The 20,720-nt window shown below is 56.3% G+C and carries 18 protein-coding genes; 12 read left to right on the top strand and 6 right to left on the bottom strand.

Annotation, left to right across the window (positions count from 1 at the left end; genetic code table 11):
• Nucleotides 1-171: 171 nt before the first annotated feature.
• Nucleotides 172-792 carry a protocatechuate 3,4-dioxygenase subunit alpha gene (gene pcaG, locus KO1_RS16755; protein WP_004101759.1) on the bottom strand — a complete coding sequence of 207 codons (621 nt, stop codon included), beginning with the start codon at nt 790-792 and terminating at the stop codon, nt 172-174.
• Entirely contained in the window at nt 789-1,529 is a 741-nt protein-coding gene (gene pcaH, locus KO1_RS16760) for a protocatechuate 3,4-dioxygenase subunit beta (RefSeq protein WP_004850552.1), read from the bottom strand. The genes pcaG and pcaH overlap by 4 nt, the downstream gene beginning before the upstream one ends.
• Nucleotides 1,530-1,767: 238 nt before the next feature.
• Here pcaH and hglS point away from each other — a divergent pair, with 238 nt between their 5' ends.
• The 5 genes from hglS (at nt 1,768) to rimL (ending at nt 8,045) form a co-directional block, all read left to right on the top strand.
• Nucleotides 1,768-3,111: a 2-oxoadipate dioxygenase/decarboxylase HglS gene (hglS, locus tag KO1_RS16765; RefSeq protein ID WP_064407052.1), complete on the top strand. Its 1,344-nt coding sequence runs from the start codon at nt 1,768-1,770 to the stop codon at nt 3,109-3,111.
• A gap of 42 nt (nt 3,112-3,153) precedes the next feature.
• Nucleotides 3,154-4,662: a carboxylesterase/lipase family protein gene (locus KO1_RS16770; RefSeq protein WP_047719877.1), complete on the top strand. Its 1,509-nt coding sequence runs from the start codon at nt 3,154-3,156 to the stop codon at nt 4,660-4,662.
• 173 nt (nt 4,663-4,835) lie between these two features.
• On the top strand, nt 4,836-5,459 hold the full coding sequence (ycaC, locus tag KO1_RS16775; protein ID WP_004101775.1) for an isochorismate family cysteine hydrolase YcaC: 624 nt from the start codon (nt 4,836-4,838) through the stop codon (nt 5,457-5,459).
• Nucleotides 5,460-5,729: 270 nt separating this feature from the next.
• The gene (locus KO1_RS16780; RefSeq protein WP_004101777.1) at nt 5,730-7,385 is read left to right on the top strand and encodes a glucan biosynthesis protein D; all 1,656 of its coding nucleotides are present in this window, start codon (nt 5,730-5,732) and stop codon (nt 7,383-7,385) included.
• Between the two features lie 75 nt (nt 7,386-7,460).
• Nucleotides 7,461-8,045 (top strand): 50S ribosomal protein L7/L12-serine acetyltransferase, encoded by a 585-nt coding sequence (rimL, locus tag KO1_RS16785; RefSeq protein WP_023329641.1) that lies wholly within the window; start codon nt 7,461-7,463, stop codon nt 8,043-8,045.
• A gap of 119 nt (nt 8,046-8,164) precedes the next feature.
• Here the strand turns inward: rimL and ydcK are convergent, their stop codons facing one another.
• Nucleotides 8,165-9,145: a YdcK family protein gene (gene ydcK, locus KO1_RS16790; protein ID WP_023329642.1), complete on the bottom strand. Its 981-nt coding sequence runs from the start codon at nt 9,143-9,145 to the stop codon at nt 8,165-8,167.
• Nucleotides 9,146-9,255: 110 nt separating this feature from the next.
• Here ydcK and tehA point away from each other — a divergent pair, with 110 nt between their 5' ends.
• Entirely contained in the window at nt 9,256-10,254 is a 999-nt protein-coding gene (gene tehA / locus KO1_RS16795) for a dicarboxylate transporter/tellurite-resistance protein TehA (RefSeq protein WP_017145963.1), read from the top strand.
• Nucleotides 10,255-10,256: 2 nt separating this feature from the next.
• Nucleotides 10,257-10,853 carry a tellurite resistance methyltransferase TehB gene (gene tehB, locus KO1_RS16800; protein ID WP_064407053.1) on the top strand — a complete coding sequence of 199 codons (597 nt, stop codon included), beginning with the start codon at nt 10,257-10,259 and terminating at the stop codon, nt 10,851-10,853.
• Here the strand turns inward: tehB and pepT are convergent.
• Nucleotides 10,850-12,079, bottom strand: a complete 1,230-nt coding sequence (gene pepT / locus KO1_RS16805; protein WP_004101787.1) for a peptidase T — start codon at nt 12,077-12,079, stop codon at nt 10,850-10,852. The two genes, tehB and pepT, sit on opposite strands and share 4 nt — an antisense overlap.
• A 113-nt stretch (nt 12,080-12,192) precedes the next feature.
• Between pepT and KO1_RS16810 the strand changes: the two genes are divergently transcribed.
• Both KO1_RS16810 and KO1_RS16815 read left to right on the top strand, forming a co-directional pair.
• Entirely contained in the window at nt 12,193-13,785 is a 1,593-nt protein-coding gene (locus tag KO1_RS16810; RefSeq protein WP_023320885.1) for an ABC transporter substrate-binding protein, read from the top strand.
• Between the two features lie 139 nt (nt 13,786-13,924).
• Nucleotides 13,925-14,593 (top strand): DUF3313 domain-containing protein, encoded by a 669-nt coding sequence (locus tag KO1_RS16815; RefSeq protein ID WP_023320886.1) that lies wholly within the window; start codon nt 13,925-13,927, stop codon nt 14,591-14,593.
• Nucleotides 14,594-14,689: 96 nt separating this feature from the next.
• Here KO1_RS16815 and KO1_RS16820 read toward each other — a convergent pair whose 3' ends face one another.
• Nucleotides 14,690-15,586 (bottom strand): DMT family transporter, encoded by an 897-nt coding sequence (locus KO1_RS16820; RefSeq protein WP_064407054.1) that lies wholly within the window; start codon nt 15,584-15,586, stop codon nt 14,690-14,692.
• 182 nt (nt 15,587-15,768) lie between these two features.
• On the opposite strand from KO1_RS16820, the gene KO1_RS16825 reads away from it, so the two are divergent.
• Nucleotides 15,769-16,635, top strand: coding sequence for an AraC family transcriptional regulator (locus tag KO1_RS16825; protein ID WP_023329644.1), 867 nt, complete (start codon nt 15,769-15,771; stop codon nt 16,633-16,635).
• Here the strand turns inward: KO1_RS16825 and KO1_RS16830 are convergent.
• A complete protein-coding gene (locus tag KO1_RS16830; protein WP_264757436.1) occupies nt 16,615-17,802 on the bottom strand; it encodes a benzoate/H(+) symporter BenE family transporter in 1,188 nt (395 codons plus the stop codon). The two genes, KO1_RS16825 and KO1_RS16830, sit on opposite strands and share 21 nt — an antisense overlap.
• Before the next feature lie 159 nt (nt 17,803-17,961).
• Here KO1_RS16830 and KO1_RS16835 point away from each other — a divergent pair, with 159 nt between their 5' ends.
• Both KO1_RS16835 and KO1_RS16840 read left to right on the top strand, forming a co-directional pair.
• Nucleotides 17,962-18,498, top strand: a complete 537-nt coding sequence (locus KO1_RS16835; protein WP_004112741.1) for a helix-turn-helix domain-containing protein — start codon at nt 17,962-17,964, stop codon at nt 18,496-18,498.
• Nucleotides 18,499-18,746: 248 nt separating this feature from the next.
• On the top strand, nt 18,747-20,711 hold the full coding sequence (locus KO1_RS16840) for a peptidase U32 family protein (RefSeq protein ID WP_064407056.1): 1,965 nt from the start codon (nt 18,747-18,749) through the stop codon (nt 20,709-20,711).
• Nucleotides 20,712-20,720: the final 9 nt, after the last annotated feature.

The raw sequence follows: 20,720 nt of genomic DNA on the forward strand, positions 1-20,720 counted from the left end.
ATCAATGTTAAGAACTGAGGCTGACCGGTGACAAGTAAGGGTGTTTAAATTTGTTAACTTCATAGCAAAATATTATTAACATTTTATATTATTATTTTACAAGTTGATTTTGTTGAGATTGTGGAAAAGCGCCGCCTCTGGCTGGCAGAGGCGGAGAAGGAACGGGCAAATTTAGATATCGAAGAACACGGTTTCGTTGTCGCCCTGTAAGTGAATATCGAAGCGATAAACGATTTCCGTGCCGCGCACTTCGCGCTGCCCGATGAGGGTCTGACGGCGAACTTCCCACTCAATCAGATTGAGTACCGGATCGGCCTGATTAGCGTCCTGCTCGTCGGAGAAGTACATCCGCGTATTAAGGCCAATGTTTATTCCGCGCGCCACCACCCATAAATTGACGTGAGGGGCCATTACGCGGCCATCACGGCCCACCACGGCGCCGGGTTTAATGGTTTCGAAGCGCCAGATACCGCTGGTAAAGTCCGAGCAGCTGCGCCCCCAGCCGCGAAACTCCGCATCCAGCTTTTTGTTTTGCTGCCGATCGTCCGGGTGATTGTAGCGCCCGGCGGCGTTGGCCTGCCAGATTTCCAGTAGCACATCGCGCACCGGCGTTCCGGAGCCATCGATGACTCTGCCTTCAATGGTAATGCGCTCACCCTCGGTCGCAGGGGTCGTCAGCGTTGGGCCAAAGTTGTTCTCAAAGATATGAAATCCGGCGGCGTCCGGCGCCAGGCCGATATGCACATAAGGACCGGCGGTTTGTGAAGCGGTTTCGGGTAAAAAATCTCTCATCGGGCGGCCCCCTGCGTGCGGTTTTCAAACAGCGTGGCGCGGTGGCCACGCAGCACGAGATCAAAACGGTAAGCCAGCGAGTCCAGCGGTACGGCGGCATGGGTATCCAGCTCGGCGATCAGCGTCCTGATGGCATCGTCGTTATTGATGGTTTTGACGATAGGACACTGTTTGATCAGCGGATCGCCTTCAAAATACATCTGCGTAATTAAACGTTGTGCCCAGGCGTCTCCGGAGAGAGAGAAGTGAATATGCGCCGGGCGCCAGTCGCTTACCTGGTTGCGCCACGGGTAGGGACCGGGTTTGATGGTGCGAAAACAATAATAGCCGTTCTCGTCGGTCAGCACGCGTCCACAGCCGCCAAAGTTCGGGTCGATCGGCGCCAGATATTGATCCTTTTTATGTCGGTAGCGTCCGCCAGCGTTGGCCTGCCAGACTTCGACCAGCGTATTTTTCATCGGCCGACCGAATCCATCGCGTACGTAGCCGTGCACAATAATTCGCTCGCCAATCGGCAGGCCGTCTTTGGCGTAATTCAGGATCAGGTCGTTATCGAGCGCGCCGAGATCGTCGCTACTGAAAACCGGCCCGGTGATTTCCGAAAGTGAATTCTGTAGGGAGATAAGCGCATTGCGCGGCGAGCGCAGAACGCTGGTTTTATAGCCCGGCGCGTAAGCCGGAGGATGGCTGCTATAGTCGCGATGCAGAACCTCGCGCGGTGACCATTTGTCGTTCATCAGGGTACTCCGTTTTATCGGTAGAGAGGCATATCGTTGTTATGTCGCCACAAGCAGTGTGTGTAAATGTTTTGTTAATTTAAAGTGAAATTAAAGGGTGTTTAACATAACTACTGGTTATGAAGTGTTCAGGCGAAATTAAACGGGCAGCTACCGGCATCACAGTTTGTAAATTCTTCCCACCGTCTTCAGACAGCTTTTCTACACTCCAGGGAGAATTCACTGGAGGTAAGACATCATGGCGAACACCATCACGGCTGATGAGATTCGGGAGTGCTTTTCGCAGGCGATGTCGGCGATGTACCAGCAGGAAGTTCCGCAGTACGGGACGCTACTGGAGCTGGTGGCCGACGTTAATCTGGCTATTCTGGAGAATAACCCGAAGCTGCATGAACAACTGGCTAACGCCGATGAACTGGCGCGGCTGAACGTTGAACGCCACGGCGCGATCCGCGTTGGTACGGCGGAGGAACTGGCGACCTTGCGTCGCATGTTTGCCATTATGGGAATGTATCCCGTTAGTTATTACGATCTGTCGCAGGCTGGCGTGCCGGTTCACTCCACCGCGTTTCGTCCCGTTGATGACGCCGCGCTGGCGCGCAACCCGTTTCGTATTTTTACTTCGCTTCTGCGCCTTGAGCTTATCGCTAATGACGCGTTGCGTAAGCGGGCGGCGCAAATCCTTTCCGGGCGCGATATCTTCACCCCACGCTGTCGTGAACTGATTGCGCTTTATGAACAGAAAGGAGAATTCACCGCCGCAGAGGCCCGGGAGTTCGTCGAACAGGCGCTGGAAACCTTTCGCTGGCATCGACAGACCCTCGTCGATGAAGAAACCTATCATGCGCTGCACGATGAGCACCGGCTGATTGCCGATGTCGTCTGTTTCCCCGGCTGCCACATCAATCATCTGACTCCGCGCACCCTGGATATCGATCGGGTACAGGCGCTGATGCCTGAATGTGGCATCGCCCCGAAGGCGTTGATAGAAGGGCCGCCGCGCCGCGAAGTGCCTATTTTACTGCGCCAGACCAGCTTTAAGGCTCTCGAGGAGCCGGTGATGTTTGCCGGAGAGCATAAAGGCACGCATACCGCTCGCTTTGGTGAAATCGAGCAGCGCGGGATTGCCCTGACGCCGAAAGGCCGCGCGCTCTACGATCGTCTTCTGGGCGAGGCGGGGGTGGGCAAGGATAACCTCAACCATCAGCGTCATCTGCAGGAGGTGTTTAGCGCGTTTCCGGACAGCGAATTCCTGCTGCGTCAGCAGGGACTGGCATACTTCCGCTACCGCCTGACCCCTGCCGGAGAAGCCCATCGTCAGGCGTTTCGCCCCGGAGACGATCCGCAGCCGCTGATCGAACGCGGCTGGGTGATTGCGCAACCGATTATTTATGAAGACTTTTTACCGGTAAGCGCCGCCGGGATATTTCAGTCGAATCTGGGCAACGAGGTGCAGACCCGCAGCCACGGCAACGCCAGCCGGGAGGCCTTTGAGGAGGTGCTGGGCTGTGCGGTTTATGACGAGTTCACCCTCTATCAGCAGGCGGAAGAGCGCAGCAAACGACGTTGCGGTCTGCTGTAAAATCAGTACTCTGCTGGCATGAGTCGTTAAAGGAAGCAGGTCATGCAGAATCCGTCCACCCCGCTGGTGAAAACCCGGCAGGGGATACTATCCGGCACCTCTGAAGAGAACATTCATATCTGGCGCGGTATTCCCTATGCCGCGCCGCCCGTCGGCGATCTTCGCTGGCGCGCGCCGCAACCTGCTGCCCGCTGGCAGGGCGTGCGCCGGGCAGAGACCTTCTCGGCCTCCAGCTGGCAGGATATTGAATACTGCCGCGAGCTCGGCGGCGGCGATCCCGGCAGCTTTTCCGAAGATTGCCTCTACCTTAATGTCTGGTCGCCCGCCGCCCGATCGCAGCCGCTGCCGGTTATGGTCTGGCTGCACGGCGGGGGCTATACCATCGGCGCGGGAAGTTTGCCGCCCTATGACGGCAAAGCCTTAGCTTCTCGCGGCGTGGTAGTGGTGACGGTCAACTACCGGCTCGGGCATCTGGGCTTTTTTGCCCATCCGGCGCTGGAAGGGGAAGACGGCGAGCGTATCTATAACTTCGCGCTACTCGATCAGATCGCCGCCCTGCAGTGGGTGCAGGAGAACATTCACGCCTTTGGCGGCGATGCGGCTAACGTGACGCTGTTCGGCGAATCCGCCGGCGCGCGCAGCGTGCTGTCGCTGATGGTTTCGCCAAAGTCCAGAGGCTTGTTCCATAAAGCGATAATCCAGAGCGGCTATACCTTGCCCGATCTGCCGCGAGAGAAGGCGCTGGCGAAGGGGCAGCTTATTGCGGAACACTTTTCTTTGCCGCAGGCCAGCGCCGAACAGCTGCGGGCGATTCCGGCGCAAGCGTTCTGGTCGTTGACCGCGCCGTTGACCATCGGCCCGGCGCCCGTGGTTGGCGATGCCGTGCTGCCGCAGCCGATGCTGGAGACTTTTTTTAGCGGACGCCAGCATCCCCTGCCGGTGATGATCGGTTCGAACAGCGATGAGGCGAGCGTCATGGCGGTGTTTGGCGTCGATATCGCCGGGCAGATCCAGAAGCTTCGCCGTGAACGCCGTTTCGGTCTGGGTCTAATTAAATTGCTCTATCCCGGCGTGAAGGGAGATGAAGCGCTGGGGCGCGAAGTTTGCCGGGATATGGCCTTTACCACTCTGGGCTATGTGGTGATGCAGGCTCAGCAGCGAGTAGGGCAACCGTGCTGGCGCTACTGGTTTGACTACGTGGCCGAGGCGGAACACCAGACCTATCCGCACGGCGCGTGGCACGGTAATGAAGTGGCATACGTTTTTGACAATCTCGACCTTGCCGAGCCGGTACGAAATTATGCCAACGATCGCGACAGAGACTTTGCCGCCCGGGTCGCCGACTATTGGGCGAACTTCGCTCGCTTCGCCGGCAATGACTGTCATGAACTCTCAGGGCCGGTACGCTGGCCCGCCAGCGTGCGCGGACGGGATCGCCTGCTGCGAATCGGGCTGCACAAACGGGCCGGCTTTAAGGTGGAGAACCGCTTTATGCGCGCGCGTCTGGCGCTGTTTCGTCGGGTCATGAAGCATCATGTGACGCTGGATTAACATTGTTCACAAAATCTCCGCTAGCCGGGTGGCGTTCTGCAAATGGGACAATGCGTCCCACTTTCGGCGGCTAATTCTCAGCCAGTGATTACACTATGATCAGCCTTATTAACACCATCTCCGCAGAATCGGCGTTCTGACGGAAAATCTGACGTTAAAATGAGGAAGAAATCATGGCCAAACCGTATGTTCGTCTGGATAAAAATGATGCCGCCGTGCTGCTGGTCGATCATCAGACCGGATTGCTTTCACTGGTGCGCGATATTGATCCTGATAAATTCAAGAACAACGTCCTTGCCCTTGGCGACCTGGCGAAGTATTTCGGTCTGCCGACCATCCTGACCACCAGCTTCGAAAACGGCCCTAATGGTCCGCTGGTGCCTGAGCTGAAAGAGCAATTCCCGGATGCCCCCTATATTGCGCGCCCGGGTAATATTAACGCCTGGGATAACGAAGATTTCGTTAAGGCAGTGAAAGCGACGGGCAAGAAGCAGCTGATCATTGCCGGGGTGGTGACGGAAGTGTGCGTGGCTTTTCCGGCGCTATCGGCTATTGAAGAGGGGTTTGATGTATTTGTGGTGACCGACGCTTCCGGCACCTTTAACCCGATTACCCGCGATGCGGCCTGGGATCGGATGTCGCAGGCTGGCGTGCAACTGATGTCGTGGTTTGGCGTTGCCTGCGAACTGCATCGCGACTGGCGTAATGATATCGAAGGACTGGGCACGCTGTTCTCCAACCATATCCCGGATTATCGCAACCTGATGACCAGCTTTAATCTTCTGAATCAAAAATAAGCTTCTCTGCGGCCGGCGCTCGGCTGGCCGCTTCCTCTTTCTCTTCACTGTCGCTGAATTAAGCAGCAAACGCCGCCGGTTGGCGAAATCATCGCCGCCCCTGGCTATCGGCAATTCGGTCTGGTCCGGTGGACATATTTTTTTCACCTGATTTCTGCCCTCAACAATTGGATTATCAATCGTTTTTGTCTAGAGTGAGCGACATTCACGACGCATGGGTTTGTTACGTCGCGTCTCAATTCACATATGAAGAAGGATGCTCTCTCAGGCATGAACCGCAGACGTTTTCTCAAATCTTCCATGGCTGTTGCCGCCGTATGCGGAACGTCAGGAGTCGCCTCTCTATTTTCTAAAGCCGCATTCGCCGAAGATTCGGGAATTGCCGATGGGCAAACGCGCCGTTTTGATTATAGTGTCCTCCAGTCGATGGCCCACGATCTTGCCCGTCAGCCATGGGGCGGCGCGCCTCGCGATCTGCCGCCAACCCTGGCAACCCTGACGCCGCAGGCCTACAACAGCATTCAGTATGACGCCGCGCACTCCCTGTGGAGCAACATTGAAGAGCGCAAGCTGGATATCCAGTTTTTTCACGTGGGAATGGGGTTCCGCCGCCGCGTGAGAATGTTCTCGCTGGATTCACAAACTCAACAGGCACGTGAAATACACTTCCGGCCTGAACTGTTTAAATACAATGATGCCGGCGTCGACACCAAACAGCTGGTGGGCCAGAGCGACCTGGGTTTTGCCGGTTTTCGCGTATTTAAGGCCCCTGAACTGGCGCGTCGCGACATCGTCGCGTTCCTCGGCGCCAGCTACTTCCGCGCGGTGGACAGCACTTACCAGTACGGTCTTTCCGCCCGCGGCCTGGCGATCGATACCTTTACCGATACGCCGGAAGAGTTTCCTGACTTCACCTCTTTCTGGTTTGAGACCGTTAAACCGGGAGCCACGGTATTTACCGTCTATGCGCTGCTCGACAGTCCAAGCGTCACCGGCGCCTATAAGTTCATCGTTAACTGTCAGGAGACGCAGGTGATCATGGATGTGGAAAACCATATCTACGCGCGCAAAGACATCAAGCAGCTGGGCATCGCGCCGATGACCAGTATGTTCAGCTGCGGTAATAACGAACGGCGAATGTGTGACACCATCCATCCGCAAATTCACGACTCTGACCGTCTGTCGATGTGGCTGGGCAACGGCGAGTGGGTTTGTCGCCCGCTGAATAACCCGCAAAAGCTGCAGTTCAACGCTTTCCAGGATAAGAATCCGCGCGGTTTTGGCCTGCTGCAGCTGGATCGCGACTTCTCCCACTATCAGGATATTATGGGCTGGTACAACAAGCGCCCGAGCCTGTGGGTCGAACCGCGTAACCAGTGGGGCAAGGGGGCCGTCAACCTGATGGAGATCCCGACCACTGGCGAAACGCTGGATAACATCGTCTGCTTCTGGCAGCCGGAGAAGCCGGTGAAAGCCGGGGATGAACTGGACTTCCGTTATCGTCTCTACTGGAGCGCGCAGCCGCCGGTACGCTCGCCGCTGGCGCGGGTGATGGCAACGCGGACGGGGATGGGCGGTTTCCCGGAAGGCTGGGCGCCGGGCGAACACTATCCGGATAAATGGACCCGTCGGTTTGCTATCGATTTTGTCGGCGGCGACCTGAAGGCCGCTGCGCCTAAAGGCATTGAGCCGGTCATTACCCTGTCGAGCGGTGAAGCGAAACAGATAGAAATCCTCTACGTTGAACCCTTTGATGGCTACCGCATTCAGTTTGACTGGTATCCGACTTCGGATTCGACTGACCCGGTTGAGATGCGCATGTTCCTGCGCTGCCAGGGGGAGGCTATCAGCGAGACCTGGCTTTATCAGTACTTCCCGCCGCCGCCGGATAAACGCAACTATGTCGACGATCGGGTAATGAGGTAAGTGTCCGTTACTGCGCCCGCCGGGTAACCGCGCGGGCGCGTATTTTTTTAATCACATCGTTAATCAGAGTGCGCCATGTCCGCCGAAAACAGATCTGCTATCGAACATATCCCCGTTACGGATTCTCTCTCCCTGCGCGCGGTTGACGAGCGTCACGTGCCGGAACTGCATCAGCTGGTGATGAAAAACCAGCGCTGGCTTCAGCAGTCGCTGAGCTGGCCCGCTGAGGTGACTCACGAAGAGGAGACCCGCCGCCACGTGCAGGGCAACGTGATGCTCCACCAGCGCGGCTATGCCAAGATGTTTTTGCTCTTTCTGCAGGAGGAGATTGTCGGCGTACTGTCGTTCAATCAGATAGAGCCAATCAACAAGACCGCTTACATTGGCTACTGGATTGATGAAAGCCATCAGGGGCAGGGGCTGCTTTCGCAGGCTCTGCAGGCGCTGATGGACTATTTTGCCCGCAGCGGTACGGTCCGCCGCTTTGTGATTAAGTGTCGGGTGGCGAACCACAAAAGCAATCAGGTGGCCCTGCGTAACGGTTTTAGCCTCGAAGGGTGCCTCAGGCAGGCTGAGTATCTCAACGGTTCGTATGATGATCAGAATATCTACGGACGCATTATCGATGATAGCACCGGGCAATTCCCGGGTCGCGGCTGACGATTTACCCGGGCGACAGGACGCACGGCCAGGTAGCCCGGGCAAGGCGCGTAGAGCGCCGCCACCGGGAACAGAGCGCAGGGGCCTGAGGCTGAAAACCCCGCTGCCTGGCGTAAAGGTTAAAGAAAGCCGACAATGGGCGTACGGGTATAATGTTCGTCGCCGTTAATGACCTTCGCGCCCCGGATAGAAATGGCGTCTCCCGCGCTGGCTTCGATGCGTGCTTCATCGCCGATAGTGACCTGATGCTCGATCACCACATCGCCGCAAATCACCGTATGGCCTTCAATTAACACACTATCGTCCAGCAGAATCGGCCCGCCCCGCAGGTGCGCATGGCCGCCTACCATCACCCGATGCTTCAGCAGGCAATTACCTTCGACCACAGCGTGCTCCGCCACCTGCGAACTGTAGCGCAGGGTCGGGATAGCGTCTTCTTCCCGCCCGGCGATAATCCTCGCATGGCCATAAACGCGGGCGTTATCGCAGACCCAGACGTCGTTCTCTTCATTACCTTCCAGCCGCGCATGATCGAAAATTTCCGCCCGGTGCTCGACAAAAGCGTGTTCGACAAACGCATCGCCGTAAATTTGTGCCTGGTGAACGACGCGCGATGCGCTGACCGTGGCCCGCTGATAAATGCGCAGGATTTTATCGTTGTCGGCAGTCAGACCTTGAGCGGCGATAATTAAACAGTGGGGGAGGATCCGCGCGTGGTCGGCCAGGTGGCAGCACCCGCGAATGTGCGAGTGTGAAACTGTGACGTTGTCACCTATTTGCGCATTATGGCTCACTGCGGCGCTATCCAGACAAGCGTTACCGTTGACGATGGCCCCATGGCTGATAATGCACTCGCCGGTTAAGCGCGCATTGCCCTCAATTTTTGCCCCGGCAAATACGGCGCTATTAGGATCATAAATCCAGCACGCGCCCTCGTGGCTAAGGGCTGCTTCATCGTCCAGCCAGCCGCCTTCATCACCGCTTTTTACGTCAGCGAAATCACGTAAGGCGACAATTTGCCGCAGATTTACGCTATGTTTGTTGCCGTCGGCCTCATAGTGAAACTGGCGAACCTTCTCGCTGAGGTAATATTTGCGCATCTGACTATCTCATTACGTATGGTTAACATAAACATAGCAAAAAACTCCGTAGCGCGTTTTTGAAGGTTCCTTTAAAATGCAACTTAATATAATTTTAAATTTTAAACAAAATGAATAAAACGCAGCGCGCGAGCCGGGTGCTGAATCTTCCGGCGGGCTATTTTGGTATGGTACTGGGCATTATCGGCATGGGCTTCGCCTGGCGCTACGCCAGCACCATCTGGCCGGTGAGCCGGGTCGTCGGTGACGCCCTGGTGATCGCGGCTACGCTCATCTGGCTGCTGCTGGCGCTGGCATTTATTACCCGGGCGGTCCGTTTCCCGCACAGCGTACTGCAGGAGATGCGACATCCGGTGGCCAGCAGTTTTGTCAGCCTGTTTCCGGCGACCACCATGCTGGTCGCCATCGGCTTTGTTCCCTGGCTGCGGCCGCTGTCGCTGGTATTATTCGCGATTGGGGTGGTGCTGCAGCTGAGCTATTCGGCATGGCAGAGCGCCGGATTATGGCGGGGGAAACATCCCAGCGAGGCAACTACGCCGGGTCTCTATCTACCGACGGTGGCGAATAACTTTATCAGCGCCATGGCCTGCGGCGCGTTGGGCTTTAACGACGCCGGACTGGTGTTTCTTGGCGCCGGGATCTTCTCCTGGCTAAGCCTGGAGCCGGTGATCCTGCAGCGCCTGCGCAGCGATGGCGAACTGCCGACGGCGATGCGGACTTCGCTCGGCATTCAGCTGGCGCCGGCGCTGGTGGCGTGCAGCGCCTGGCTGAGCGTAAACGGCGGCGAGGCGGATACCTTCGCTAAGCTGCTGTTCGGCTATGGTCTGCTCCAGCTGCTGTTTATGCTGCGGCTGATGCCATGGTATCTACGCCAGCCGTTTAACGCCTCTTTCTGGAGCTTCTCATTTGGCATCTCCGCGCTGGCGACGACCGGGCTGCATCTCGGTCATCAGCATCCGGGCGGCTTTTTCCATACTCTGGCGTTCCCGCTGTTTCTGTTTACCAATCTGATCGTCGGCCTGCTGCTGGTTCGTACCTTCTTGCTGCTGGTGCGCGGTAAACTGCTTATTCGCGTTGAACGCGACGCATTATTAAAAAATAAGGATTAATCATGACGCTTCGTGACGAAAACTACTTTACCGATAAATATGGCATGACCCGCACCCATTCGGAGGTGCTGCACGCCACCACGCTGATCGCCCCGGGCAGGGCGCTGGATCTGGGCTGCGGCAACGGTCGCAATAGCTTGTATCTGGCAGCCAACGGGTTTGATGTTACCGCGTGGGACAAAAACCCTGCCAGCATCGGTAATCTTGAAAGCATTCGTCAGGCGGAAGGGCTGGAGAATCTGCGGACGGCGATTAAGGATCTTAACGCCCTGAGCTTTGATGGCGAGTATGACTTTATTCTTTCCACCGTGGTGATGATGTTTCTTGATGCGCAGACCATCCCGGGTCTCATCGCCAATATGCAACGCTGTACCAAACCCGGCGGCTACAATCTGATCGTTGCCGCTATGGATACCGACGATTATCCGTGCACCGTTGGCTTCCCGTGCGCCTTTAAACCGGGTGAGCTTAGCCACTACTACCAGGGCTGGGCGTTCCTCAAGTACAACGAAGACGTCGGTGAACTTCACCGCACCGACGCCAACGGCAATCGTATCAAACTGCGTTTCGCCACCATGCTGGCGCGCAAACCGGCCTAACGCGCGGCTAACAGGCAGAGCTGGAACGCGGTCTGATAAGAGGCTTCAAAGGCGCGCAGCGGCAGAAATTCAAACTTCGAGTGGAAGTTATGCGCGCCGGTGAAGAAGTTTGGCGTTAACACCCCTTTTGCCGACAGGGCCGCGCCGTCGGTGCCGCCGCGCATCGGCGTTGGTTTCGGCGTAATGCCTAAGCTTTCCATTGCTTCGAACATCAGATCAATGGCGCGGCGATCTTCGCCAATCGCATTGCTGATGTTGCTGTAGGTATCGCTGACGTGAAATTCCACCTTACCGGTTGGATACTGCGCGGCGATTTTTTGCGCCACTTCGCCGATCTGCTGCTTGCGGCGATTAAAGCTGGCGAGATCGAAGTCGCGGATGCTGGCCTGCAGTAGGGTGCTATTTTGATCGCCCTGGATGCCGTTAAACCACACGTAGCCTTCGCGTCCGGCAGTATATTCCGGCGTTTGCTGGCGATCGAAATGGCTCATGTAATCGGTGGCCATCAGCAGCGGGTTCACCAGTACGCCCTTTGATGACATCGGATGGGCCGTGACGCCGGTAAAACGGATCTCCGCGGCGGCGGCGTTAAAGTTCTCATAGACGATTTCGCCGAGCTCGCAGCAGTCGATGGTCCACGCAAAATCGACGGCAAAGCGTGAGAGGTCCAGCGCTTTCGCTCCCCGCAGACCCACTTCTTCATCCGGCACAAAGGCCACCACGATATCGCCGTGGCGATGCTCCGCCGTGAGGTTTTCCAGCACCGTCATCACCACCGTGACGGCGGATTTGTTATCCGCCCCGAGCACGCTGGTACCGTCGCTAAAAATAATCTCTTCATCGGGATAAGCGAGGATTTCCGGATGCTCGACGACGCGCAGCCAGATATCTTTCTCGCTGTTCAAACAGAGATCTTCACCAGTGAAGCGCAGAATTTGTGGATGAATCTCCGGTGACAAACCAACGTCAACGGTATCGATGTGGGTAATAAAGCCAATCCGCGGCGCGCCTGGGACATTGCCTTTTTTCACCGCCGTCACGGTGGCGTGTTCGTCAATCACAATGTCATCCAGCCCAAGCTGGCGTAGCTCATCCGCAAGGGCCTGCGCCATCGCGTGTTGCCCGGCGGTGGTGGGTAGGGTGGACGCTCGCGGATCGCTTTGGCTGGTTATCGCCAGATAGCGAAAGAAGCGTTGGGTTAATTGACTGGCCAGGGCTGATGACATAGTGATTCCTTCTTTATTCGAGTTTTCAGGTGTTTGCAATCAGGCTTTAGTGTTATGTATGGAAGGGAAAACAACAAGCTATTCATTAGCTGACAAATTAAAAAGGAAAACATATGCAACGCAGATTCACGACGCTTGCTCTGGCGGTAGCGGCCCTGACGGCCAGCTCAGCTATTAGCGCAAAAACGCTGGTCTACTGTTCAGAAGGATCGCCGGAAAACTTTAACCCTCAACTCTATACCTCGGGAACCAGCGTGGATGCCAGCGCGGTACCGGTCTATAACCGGCTGGTTGACTTTAAAGCCGGTACTACGGAATTAGTGCCGAGCCTGGCCGAAAGCTGGGAAGTCAGCGAAGATGGCAAAGTTTATACTTTCCATTTACGTAAAGGCGTTAAATTCCAGAGTAATAAATATTTCAAACCCAGCCGCGATTTTAATGCCGATGATGTTATTTTTTCATTTATGCGGCAAAAAGATCCTCATCATCCTTATCACAATGTCTCCAACGGCAATTATTCTAATTTTGAAAGCCTGGAGTTTGGTCAGTTAATTACCGCAATCGATAAGCCTGATGAATATACGGTGCGTTTTACATTAGCGCATCCTGAAGCGCCATTTGTCGCCGATCTTGCCTGGTATTTTGCCTCTATTTTATCGGCGGAATATGCCGATGCGATGTTAAAAGCCGGCACGCCAGAACGCGTGGACATGGACCCGATTGGCACCGGTCCGTTCAAACTCGCACAGTATCAAAAAGATTCCCGCATTCTCTTCACCGCTTTCCCGGAATACTGGCAGGGGAAAGCCCATATCGATCGCCTGATTTTCAGCATCACGCCGGACGCTTCGGTGCGTTACGCCAAGCTGGAGAAAAACGAGTGCCAGGTAATGCCGTTCCCCAATCCGGCAGACCTGCCGCGAATGAAAGAGAACAACGCGATCAATCTGATGAGCAAAGCGGGCCTCAACACCGGTTTCCTGGCGTTTAATACGCAAAAAGCGCCGCTGGACAACGTCAAGGTGCGCCAGGCCTTAGCGATGGCGATCAATAAACCGGCGATCATTGAAGCCGTCTTCCACGGCACCGGTACGGCGGCGAAAAACCTGCTGCCGCCGGGGGTATGGAGCGCGGATAGCCAGCTTAAAGATTACGAGTATGACCCGCAGAAAGCGCAAGCGCTGCTGGCGGAGTCGGGCGTTTCCGGGCCGATAACCATCGACCTGTGGGCGATGCCGGTGCAGCGTCCTTATAATCCGAACGCCAAACGCATGGCCGAGATGATTCAGGCCGACTGGGCGAAAATCGGCGTGCAAACTAAGATCACAACCTATGAGTGGGGTGAATACTTAAAGCGGGTTAAGGATGGTGAACACCAGGCGGCGCTGATGGGCTGGACCACCGCGACCGGCGACCCGGATAACTTCTTTGGCCCGTTGTTTACCTGCCAGTCGGCAAACGGCGGCTCTAACTCGGCGAAATGGTGCTATCAGCCGTTCGATAACCTCATCGCCGAGGCGAAATCGATAACCGATCGCCAAAAACGCGAGACGCTCTATCTGCAGGCGCAGCAGATGATGCACGACCAGATGCCGGCGGTGATGATTGCCCACTCGACAATTTTTGAACCGGTACGTAAAAACGTTTCTGGTTACGAAATCGACCCCTTCGGCAAGCATATTTTTTATCAGGTTGATATAAAATAAATACGAAAAAACGGCCCGCCGGCAGCGGCGGGTTTATTTTTTTACGCTACTTGACGTACCACCACTTTTGCCACAAAACTTACCCCTGTCTTTTGCTATAACACTTGCCGATAGATGGTATTCACAGGGATCAACCTATATGCGTACTCAGTTATTTTTTAAGGTCGCCGCGCTCGCTGGCCTGTTAGCCTTGGCCGGTTGTTCATCAAAACTGGCTAAACCTGAACAATATTCCGGTTTTTTAAAAGATTACTCAGGTTTAAAAGAAACCACCTCCGCTTCCGGTAAACCGGAGCTGCGCTGGATTTCTGCGGATTACAATCCGAACAACTATGACAATATCGTTTATAACCCCATCACTTATTATCCGGTCCCTAAGCCGACGACCCAGGTTGGCGAAAAGGCGCTCAGCGATATCCTTAATTACACCAACAAAGAGATGAAACAGGCTATTTCCGAGCGTAAACCGCTGGCTACCACCGCAGGGAAACGCAGCCTGATCTTCCGCGGCGCCATCACCGGCGTGGATTCCAGCAAAGAAGGCCTGCAGTTCTACGAAGTGATTCCGGTGGCGATGATTATCGCCGGTACCCAGGCGGCAACCGGCCACCGTACCATGGACACCAACCTGTTCTTTGAAGGTGAGCTGATTGACGCGGCAACCCACAAGTCGGTGGTCAAAGTAGTGCGCAAGGGGGAGGGTAAAAATCTCTCCAACGAGAATACGCCGCTCACCGTCGAGACCCTGAAGCAGGTGATCGATGATATGGCGATTGACGCGGTGAAGTTCGACCCCAATAACCGTTAATCAGGCGTATCCGTGAATAAAGGCGCTAGTGGTTGATAGCGCCTTTTTCATTTCTCCTCGACGGCAGCGCGAGCATCAGCAGCGATCCGAGCGAACTCAGGCCAGCCTGCGCCGCAGCAGCCACTGCTCCGGGCGAGCAAACATCACCAGATTGCCGAGTAGAATCAGCGCTAACCCGGCGACGGCGTTGCTATGCCAGACGTAGCCCTCATAAAAGGTGGAAATCGTCAGCGCGACGAGCGGAAACAACAGGGTACTGTAGGCGGCTTTACTGGCGCCGATTCGCCCCACTAGCGTGAAATAGGCGCCGAAAGCGATCACCGAGCCAAACACCGCCAGATACAGCAGCGCGCCCATATAGCTTAGCGTCCACTGCGGGGCAAAACTATCGCCGCGTACCAGCGCGATAGCGCCCATGACCAGCGTGCCGTAAAGCATTGCCCAGCTGTTGGTGGTCAAGGTTTCCAGGCCGCGGCGCTGGTGGCGAAGGCTGAGCATATTGCCGAGCGAAAATCCGTAGGTGCCTAATGCGCTGAGCGTAATACCGAGCAGCAGCGATGCATTGAGGCCGTTGGCCCACAAATCATCCCAGAAGAGCGTTACGATCCCCGCCAATCCCAGCGCGGCGGCCAGCCAGAAACGGCCCGGCGGCTGCTGGCGGAAAAAGAGAAAACTGTTAATCGCGTTAAACAGCACCGCCATGGAGAAGATCACCGACTCCAGCCCGGTATTGATATACGCAGCGGCGGTATAAAAACACCAGAAATTAAAGCAGAAGACGCAGCAGCCCTGCAGCAGGCAGAAAAGATGGTCCCGGGCGGCCAGCGGGCGAAGACGGCGGGTAACCAGCAGAATGGCCAGCATGGTGATGCTGGCGACGGCAAAACGCCAGAAAATAGACACCGGCGCGGCGACCGGCCCCTGCTGCAAAAAGATAGCAATCCATGTCGTACCCCAGATAACGACGACTAACCCGTAGAGTAATGCGTTCAAAATGTCTCTCCTGTGAGTGTTTTACCCGTCATTTTGCAGCCTCGCCATGCTCCGCGCTGTCATCCACGTGTTGCCGACTTGCAAAATCTTGCGCTTATTTTGCGTTGGCGGCGGCCGAAAGCTGGTAACCGTCAGCGACTCTTCTTAGACTAGGGATCTGCGGAAACTGAATTGTGAAGGCTATGGCTTACGGGACTTTCGAAACATTGCGTCAAAAAAATGCCGTGCTGCGGGAGACGGTTAAGCTCAACTCCGGGATTCAGCTGGCGGCGTGGTATAACAATCTCGATACCATAACGGTACAAAGCGATCACCACACTCTGAGCCTGTATATTGCCGATGGCTACGAAAGCTACCAGAAGACGCCACATGGCTGGAAAAACGGCGGCGGGCCCGATCGTTTCTGCCTGATGCCGAAAGGCGATGAGAGCACCTGGGATATTCGCGGCGACCTCTCTTTTGTCCACCTTTACTGCACCGATGAACATCTCCGCCGGGTAGGCGAGCAGATTTGGGACCGTAGTCCGGCTTCGTTCACGCTGCAGGAAAAAACCTTTTCCAGCGATGACAAAATTACCGCTGTCTATCGCCAGTTTCTGCTGGACAACGACTGGCAGCAGCAGGCGAACCACCTTACGTTGAGTTCCGCCAGCACGCTGCTGCTCACGCACTTGATTCAGCATTATTCAAACGTTCAGTGGCGTTTGCCGACGGTGACCGGCGGCCTGGCGCCGCACGTCTTGCGTAATCTGCTGGCATGGATTGAGGAGAACCTCGACCGGCCGCTCACCCTTGCCGATCTGGCGCAGGAAGCGGCGCTCAGCGAATACCATTTTGCGCGGATGTTCCGCCAGTCAATGAAAATGGCGCCGCATCAGTACGTGATGCAGCGCCGGATGGTTAAAGCGCAGGCGCTCATTACCCGCAGTCTGCTGCCGTTAACCGATATTGCTATGGCCTGCGGTTTTAGCAGCGCCAGCCACTTTAGCAATCGGGTAAAAAGCGCCACCGGCCTGACGCCCTCGCAGCTACGCTCGGCGCAGCGCTGACAGTAAAACGTAGCTGACGCCGCCGAGAACCAGCCCCCAAAAAGCAGAGCCGATACCGGCCAGCTCCACGCCGCTGGCGGTGACCAGAAAAGTCACCACCGCGGCATCGCGTTCACGCTCATGATTGAGCGCCTGAAACAGGCTGCCGCCGATGGTGCCCAGCAGCGCCAGTCCGGCAAGCATCTGGATCCATGCCGCCGGCAGCGCCGCCATCAACGAAGTGATGGAGCCGCCGAAGATTCCCGCCAGCAGATAAAAAACGCCCGCCGCCGCCGCCGCGAGCCAGCGCTTTAGCGGGTCCGGATGGGCTTCCGGGCTTTGGCAAATCGCGGCCGTAATCGCGGCGATACAGATCGAGTAGACGCCAAACGGCGACAGCAGCAGCGCCAGACCGCCGGTCGCCACGATCAGCGATGAAGCCGGAACCCGATAGCCCGAAGCCTGCAGGGTAGCAAAGCCGGGGGCATTCTGCGAAGCCATGGTAACAAGGAAAAAGGGTACGCCGACGCTAAGCAGCAGCGCGGGCGTAAATTCAGGAGCGATAAAAGCGGGGGCGACAAAGCGCCAGCTGATATGTGACCCTGTCACATCTCCGCTGAGGGCGGCGACCGCGATTCCCGCCAGCAGGGCGGCCACCACGGCAAATCGGGGAAGGCAGACTTTGCATATCAGCCAGGCGGCTAACATGCTGCCGCATAGCAGCAGATTGCCCTGCAGGCTGGAGAAAGCCTGCATACCAAAACGCAGCAAAATACCGGCCAGCATCGCCGCCGCCAGCGAATGGGGAATGATTTTCATCAGCCGGGCAAACAGACCGGTTACGCCGCACAGTACGATTAAGCCGTTAGCAAAGATAAACACGCCAATCGCCTGCGCCAGCGTGACGCCGTGCAGGCCGCTAACCAGCAGCGCCGCCCCGGGCGTTGACCACGCCGTCAGGATTGGTACCTTTCGCCATAAGGTGAGCGCCAGGGTACTCACGCCCATTCCCAGGCCTAAGGCGGTCATCCAGCCGGCGATTTGCGAAGCATCGGCGCCTGCCGCCGCCGCTGCCTGCCAGATAATGGCGGCAGAACTGGCGTAGCCGACTAAGACCGCGACAAAACCGGCAAGCAGAGTCGGAAAAGGCAGAGTAAAAGAGCGCATAAACATTACCTTGTGCGTTATAACGGTCGTTGTAATGTAGCATTGTGCGTTATAGCGCACAACTACCTTTCACCACCGCCGGGCCAGTACAGGGCTGCGAAGAGGGGGCTGATGATGTCGTTACCCTGTAGAATCAGGCAAATGTGCGTATAATTCCCTAAGAGATTATTGGGAGGTTGAATGAATATTGCGCAACATCTGTCGGCGACGCTAAAAACGCTGCGCCAGCAGCGCGGCTGGAGCCTGTCGCGCCTGGCGGAAGAAACCGGCGTATCGAAAGCCATGCTGGGCCAGATTGAACGTAACGAATCCAGTCCGACCGTGGCGACGCTGTGGAAAATTGCCACCGGCCTGAACGTACCGTTTTCCGCCTTTATTATCGCCGATGATAGCGCTGAACCAGCCGCCTTCGACCCGCAGCAGCAGGCGATGGTTGTGACGCCTGTTTTTCCCTGGGACCCGGTGCTGCGTTTCGACCACTTCTCCATTACCCTGGCGCCCGGCGCGCTAAGCGAGTCCACGCCGCACGAGGAAGGGGTTATCGAACATGTGGTGGTGATTAGCGGCGTGCTGGATCTGTGCCTGCAGGACGAGTGGCTGTCGCTGCAGCCAGGGGAAGGGCGGCGGTTCGCCGGTGATTTAGCGCACGCTTACCGCAATAGCGGCGCGCAGACCGCCCATTTCCATTCGCTGATCCACTACCCAAAAGCACAATAAAAAAGCCGCGAGTAGACTCGCGGCCAGGCAAATGACTGAGACAACAAATCACAACGTGACGAGGAAAATCCGGAATACGCGATGACTGTATCCTCAGGCGCTTTTTGTGGGAAATATCTTTTCCTTCAATACTTTGCTGAAAAGTGAAAATTCTCCCTGCGGCGGCAGTGGAAAATGTTTTGGTCTGCGCGCAGTTCTGACTACAATAGCCGCCATTTCGACCCCCTATAATGGATAACGACGAGCGTATGCGCCTGCAAAACCATCATCTTGAACTATTGAGTCCTGCCCGCGATGCCGGGATCGCCCGTGAAGCGATTTTACACGGCGCGGATGCGGTCTATATTGGCGGACCGGGCTTCGGCGCGCGTCACAACGCCAGCAATAGCCTGAGCGACATCGCCGGACTGGTGCCATTTGCCCACCGCTACGGCGCGAAGGTGTTCGTGACCCTGAACACCATTCTTCATGATGATGAACTGGAACCGGCGCAACGTCTGATAACCGATCTGTACGAAACCGGCGTGGACGCGCTGATTGTCCAGGATATGGGCGTGCTGGAGCTGGATATTCCGCCGATTGAGCTGCATGCCAGCACCCAGTGCGATATTCGCAGCGTGGAGAAAGCGAAATTTCTTTCCGATGTCGGCTTCAGCCAAATCGTCCTCGCCCGCGAGCTGAATCTTCAGCAGATCAAAGCGATTTACGATAATACCGACGCGACCATCGAATTCTTTATCCACGGAGCGCTGTGCGTGGCCTATTCCGGTCAGTGCAATATTTCCCATGCTCAGACCGGGCGCAGCGCCAACCGCGGCGACTGCTCGCAGGCCTGCCGTCTGCCCTATACCCTGAAAGATGACCAGGGCCGCGTGGTGGCCTATGAAAAGCATTTGCTGTCGATGAAAGACAACGATCAGACCGCCAACCTGGCCGCGCTGATCGATGCCGGAGTGCGTTCCTTTAAGATTGAGGGACGCTACAAAGACATGAGCTATGTGAAGAATATTACCGCGCATTATCGCCAGATGCTTGACGCCATCATTGAAGATCGCGGCGATCTGGCCCGCTCGTCGTTGGGACGTACGGAGCACTTCTTCATCCCGTCCACGGATAAAACCTTCCATCGCGGCAGCACCGACTATTTTGTCAACGCCCGCAAAGGCGATATCGGCGCGTTTGATTCGCCGAAGTTTATTGGCCTGCCGGTGGGTGAAGTGCTGAAAGTCGGCAAGGATTTTCTCGACGTTGAGGTGAGCGAAGCCCTGACCAACGGCGACGGCCTGAACGTGATGATCAAACGTGAAGTTGTTGGCTTTCGCGCCAACACGGTTGAAAAAACGGGCGAAAATCGCTACCGCGTCTGGCCGAACGAGATGCCCGCGGATTTACACAAAGTGCGCCCGCATCAGCCGCTAAACCGCAACCTCGATCATAACTGGCAGCAGGCGCTGCTAAAAACCTCCAGCGAGCGTCGCATCGCGGTGGATATCGAACTGAGCGGTTGGCAGGAACAGCTGGTCTTAACCATGACCAGCGAGGAGGGCGTGAGCGTCACCCATACTCTGGACGGCGATTTTGCCGAAGCGACCCAGGCGGAGAAAGCGCTGACGAATCTGCGCGACGGCCTGGCGAAGCTGGGCCAGACCCTTTACTACTCGCGCAACATGGAAATTAACCTGCCGGGTGCGCTATTCGTGCCGAACAGCCTGTTGAACCAGCTGCGTCGGGAAACCGTAGATATGCTGGATGACGCGCGGCTGAAAGCCGTGGTGCGCGGTTGCCGCAAGCCGGTTTCCGTCCCGCCGCCGGTCTATCCGGAAACGCACCTGTCGTTTCTGGCGAACGTCTACAACCAAAAGGCGCGCGAGTTTTACCAGCGTTACGGCGTGCAGCTGATCGATGCCGCCTATGAAGCGCATCAGGAGAAGGGCGATGTGCCGGTCATGATCACTAAGCACTGCCTGCGCTTTGCTTTTAATCTGTGTCCGAAACAGGCTAAAGGGTCGATTAAGAGCTGGAAAGCCACGCCGATGCAGTTGATTCACGGCGATGAAGTGTTGACGCTGAAATTTGACTGCCGCCCCTGCGAAATGCACGTCGTCGGTAAGATAAAGAATCATATCCTTAAAATGCCGCTACCGGGCAGCATCGTGGCGTCCGTCAGCCCGGATGAGCTGATGAAAACCCTGCCGAAACGCAAGGGCGCCTGATGACTGACA

The organism is Klebsiella oxytoca NBRC 105695 (assembly GCF_001598695.1).
Lineage (GTDB): Bacteria > Pseudomonadota > Gammaproteobacteria > Enterobacterales > Enterobacteriaceae > Klebsiella > Klebsiella oxytoca.

What these genes read in the sequence shown, in the direction of transcription:
- pcaG (WP_004101759.1), bottom strand. Translation starts at nt 792, where the DNA reads ATGAGAGATTTTTTACCCGAAACCGCTTCACAAACCGCCGGTCCTTAT.
- pcaH (WP_004850552.1), bottom strand. Translation starts at nt 1,529, where the DNA reads ATGAACGACAAATGGTCACCGCGCGAGGTTCTGCATCGCGACTATAGC.
- hglS (WP_064407052.1), top strand. Translation starts at nt 1,768, where the DNA reads ATGGCGAACACCATCACGGCTGATGAGATTCGGGAGTGCTTTTCGCAG.
- KO1_RS16770 (WP_047719877.1), top strand. Translation starts at nt 3,154, where the DNA reads ATGCAGAATCCGTCCACCCCGCTGGTGAAAACCCGGCAGGGGATACTA.
- ycaC (WP_004101775.1), top strand. Translation starts at nt 4,836, where the DNA reads ATGGCCAAACCGTATGTTCGTCTGGATAAAAATGATGCCGCCGTGCTG.
- KO1_RS16780 (WP_004101777.1), top strand. Translation starts at nt 5,730, where the DNA reads ATGAACCGCAGACGTTTTCTCAAATCTTCCATGGCTGTTGCCGCCGTA.
- rimL (WP_023329641.1), top strand. Translation starts at nt 7,461, where the DNA reads ATGTCCGCCGAAAACAGATCTGCTATCGAACATATCCCCGTTACGGAT.
- ydcK (WP_023329642.1), bottom strand. Translation starts at nt 9,145, where the DNA reads ATGCGCAAATATTACCTCAGCGAGAAGGTTCGCCAGTTTCACTATGAG.
- tehA (WP_017145963.1), top strand. Translation starts at nt 9,256, where the DNA reads ATGAATAAAACGCAGCGCGCGAGCCGGGTGCTGAATCTTCCGGCGGGC.
- tehB (WP_064407053.1), top strand. Translation starts at nt 10,257, where the DNA reads ATGACGCTTCGTGACGAAAACTACTTTACCGATAAATATGGCATGACC.
- pepT (WP_004101787.1), bottom strand. Translation starts at nt 12,079, where the DNA reads ATGTCATCAGCCCTGGCCAGTCAATTAACCCAACGCTTCTTTCGCTAT.
- KO1_RS16810 (WP_023320885.1), top strand. Translation starts at nt 12,193, where the DNA reads ATGCAACGCAGATTCACGACGCTTGCTCTGGCGGTAGCGGCCCTGACG.
- KO1_RS16815 (WP_023320886.1), top strand. Translation starts at nt 13,925, where the DNA reads ATGCGTACTCAGTTATTTTTTAAGGTCGCCGCGCTCGCTGGCCTGTTA.
- KO1_RS16825 (WP_023329644.1), top strand. Translation starts at nt 15,769, where the DNA reads ATGGCTTACGGGACTTTCGAAACATTGCGTCAAAAAAATGCCGTGCTG.
- KO1_RS16835 (WP_004112741.1), top strand. Translation starts at nt 17,962, where the DNA reads ATGAATATTGCGCAACATCTGTCGGCGACGCTAAAAACGCTGCGCCAG.
- KO1_RS16840 (WP_064407056.1), top strand. Translation starts at nt 18,747, where the DNA reads ATGCGCCTGCAAAACCATCATCTTGAACTATTGAGTCCTGCCCGCGAT.